A 3,254-nucleotide genomic window follows, 5' to 3' on the forward strand; every position below is an offset into this window, starting at 1 on the left:
ATTTACCGAAATAATTAATAATTAAGCAATTAAATAATTAAATAATTAGATAATTCACGCCTTGAAGCCTCCCCTTTCAAGGGAAAAAAAATAAATCTTTTCCTGATTAGTGTCAATCCTCTCACTTTTAGGGAGAGGTAATTATCAATTATCCATTAATGAACTTACCTACTTAACCTAAGCAGCAAATATACAATTAATTTTACTTGACTACTTATATAATATGATTAATTATTAGAGATGCTAAAAGTTAGGTTAACTTATGTCCATTGAAATTGAAACAGAATTGCAAACCGCAGTAGATAAACGGCGTAACTTTGCAATTATTTCTCACCCTGATGCTGGGAAAACTACCCTTACAGAAAAACTGCTTTTGTACGGAGGTGCTATTCAAGAAGCTGGTGCAGTAAAAGCAAAAAGAGCGCAACGTCATGCCACCTCAGACTGGATGGAAATGGAACAACAAAGAGGTATTTCTATCACTTCTACAGTTCTCCAATTTGATTATCAAAACTGTCAAATAAACCTCCTAGATACTCCCGGCCACCAAGATTTTAGTGAGGATACATATAGAACATTAGCAGCAGCAGATAACGCTGTAATGTTAGAAGATGGAGCTAAAGGTTTAGAACCTCAAACTCGCAAATTATTTGAAGTTTGTAAAATGCGAAAACTACCCATTTTTACCTTTATTAATAAAATGGATAGACCAGGAAGAGAACCCTTAGAGCTATTGGATGAAATTGAACAGGAATTAGGCTTAAAAACATATCCTGTAAATTGGCCGATAGGTATGGGCGATCGCTTCAAAGGAGTATTTGATAGAAGAAAAAAACAAATTCATCTATTTGAAAGGAGTATTCNGTAAAATGCGAAAACTACCCATTTTTACCTTTATTAATAAAATGGATAGACCAGGAAGAGAACCCTTAGAGCTATTGGATGAAATTGAACAGGAATTAGGCTTAAAAACATATCCTGTAAATTGGCCGATAGGTATGGGCGATCGCTTCAAAGGAGTATTTGATAGAAGAAAAAAACAAATTCATCTATTTGAAAGGAGTATTCATGGCAGAAAAGCAGCAACAAATACAGTAGTAAATTTAGGAGACCCTCAAATAGAAGAACTATTAGAGCAAGACCTTTATTATCAACTCAAAGAAGATATAGAATTGCTAGATGAATTAGGTGCAGAATTAAATTTAGAAGAGATACATAAAGGAGAAATGACTCCTGTATTTTTTGGTAGTGCCATGACTAATTTTGGGGTGCAATTATTCTTAGATGCTTTCCTAGAATATGCTCTTAAACCAGGTACTCATAAAAGTACAGTTGGGGAAATTTCTCCTACTTATGAAAACTTCACTGGATTTGTGTTTAAATTGCAAGCTAATATGGACCCAAAACATCGAGATAGGGTGGCTTTTATTAGAGTTTGCACAGGAAAATTTGAAAAAGACATGACAGTTAGTCATGCCAGAACAGGTAAAACAGTGCGATTATCTCGTCCACAAAAGTTATTTGCTCAAGACAGAGCATCTATCGAAAATGCCTATCCTGGAGACATAATTGGTTTAAATAATCCGGGAGTATTTGCCATAGGAGATACTATTTATAATGGCAAAAAATTAGAGTATGAAGGTATCCCCTGTTTCTCACCAGAAATATTTGCTTATTTAAGGAATCCTAATCCTTCTAAATTTAAACAATTTCGTAAAGGAGTTAATGAATTAAGAGAAGAAGGTGCAGTGCAAATTATGTACTCAGCAGATGAGTCAAAAAGAGACCCTATTTTAGCTGCTGTTGGGCAGTTACAATTAGAAGTTGTTCAGTTTAGAATGCAAAATGAATATGGAGTAGAAACCAGATTAGAAACATTACCTTTTAGTGTGGCACGTTGGGTAGATGGTGGTTGGGAGATACTGGAAAAAGTAGGTAGGTTATTTAATACTGTAGCGGTGAAAGATAGCTGGGGACGACCTGTTTTGCTCTTTAGAAATGAGTGGAATTGTCAACAGGTAGAGTCTGAACATCCAGAGTTAAAATTGAATAATACTGCACCAGTAGTTTCTGGTCAGGAACCAGAATCTTTGTAAGGGAAAGGAAGAAGTAAGAAAGAAGAAGGAAGAAGTAATTAAGAAAAGGCTAAATTTGTCAACTTTACTTTCAACTTTTCTTCTTTCTACTTCCAGTAAAGTGACTGAAATATTTTCAGAGATTGAACCTTTAAACTTAGCAAACCATGATTAGTAAAATAGCATTAACTCTGGCTACATTATTGTCAGCATTCAGCTATTAGCAGTCAGCAATCAGCTTTTTTGTTGTGAAGGCATTAAATACATTTACTATGGATAGTTAAGGTTTTCATATCTGCTTTAAACTTTACTTAAGCAAGGATTTCAGTGTTTCAATATTGCCATCTAACTTCCTATATATCTGAAGCTATAGCAATCCTAAATTGGTCGTAAAAAGTTTTATAATAGTTAAGCTAAATACTTACACATTATCGATTATTATACTAAATAATTCCATGATTGCCACTGCCTTTACTGCACTTATAAAACCTGATACGCTGGTGAAAAAAGAGATACCAGAAAATATAGCTGCTAAAACATTATATTACCCAGAAGTTACTTCGACCTTAAACAACTATCCTGAATATCAAAAAGAATTGAACAAGGCTAAAAAGTTAGTTTTATCACTACCAAATTCTGAAGCTCAACGAAACTTAATCAATTGCATTAGCTATTCATATTGTTGTTGATTACTTATTTGATTGTGCCCATAGCGACTTAGACTTTCAAAATCAAAAAGAGTGTACTTTATACGGACTATCAAAAATCGCCAGTATTTCACCTTTTGCTAATCAAACAGTTAAGCAAATAAAAGAGGGAAATACAATGAATACTGGTTTTATGATAATGCAGCCACAATTAATAAAAGATGCTATAAACTGGCGTAAATCTGTATTACCGAAAATTTATAAATATGTATTTCAATTAATGGTGAAAAACACTATACAAATTTAGGGATTTATTTTATTTAGGTAAAAGGAAAAAGTAATAATAAAAGGCTAAAAGTTCAAACTTTACTTTGAACTTTTACAGCAGTTTTCTATTTAATAAAGTACATCTTACCTGTACATCATTAATAGTCAACCAATAATGCGGGCGATCGCGAAGCGGAATGGAGTTCTATCGCCACTCATACTTTATCTAAAATCTAAAAACTATTGTGCAATAGTTTTATTAATA

At 33.2% G+C, this 3,254-nt stretch carries 1 protein-coding gene and 2 pseudogenes; all 3 read left to right on the forward strand.

Going from position 1 to position 3,254, the window contains the following annotated elements; all coding sequences use genetic code 11:
• Positions 1-262: 262 nt before the first annotated feature.
• Positions 263-863, forward strand: a pseudogene (locus AFK68_RS04880) (GTP-binding protein); the annotation flags it as partial.
• A 1-nt stretch (position 864) separates the two neighbouring features.
• Positions 865-2,096, forward strand: a pseudogene (gene prfC, locus AFK68_RS04885) (peptide chain release factor 3); the annotation flags it as partial.
• 434 nt (positions 2,097-2,530) lie between these two features.
• A complete protein-coding gene (locus AFK68_RS04890) occupies positions 2,531-2,764 on the forward strand; it encodes a hypothetical protein (RefSeq protein WP_094671823.1) in 234 nt (77 codons plus the stop codon).
• Positions 2,765-3,254: the final 490 nt, after the last annotated feature.

The organism is Hydrocoleum sp. CS-953 (genome assembly GCF_002260545.1).
GTDB lineage: Bacteria > Cyanobacteriota > Cyanobacteriia > Cyanobacteriales > Microcoleaceae > Trichodesmium.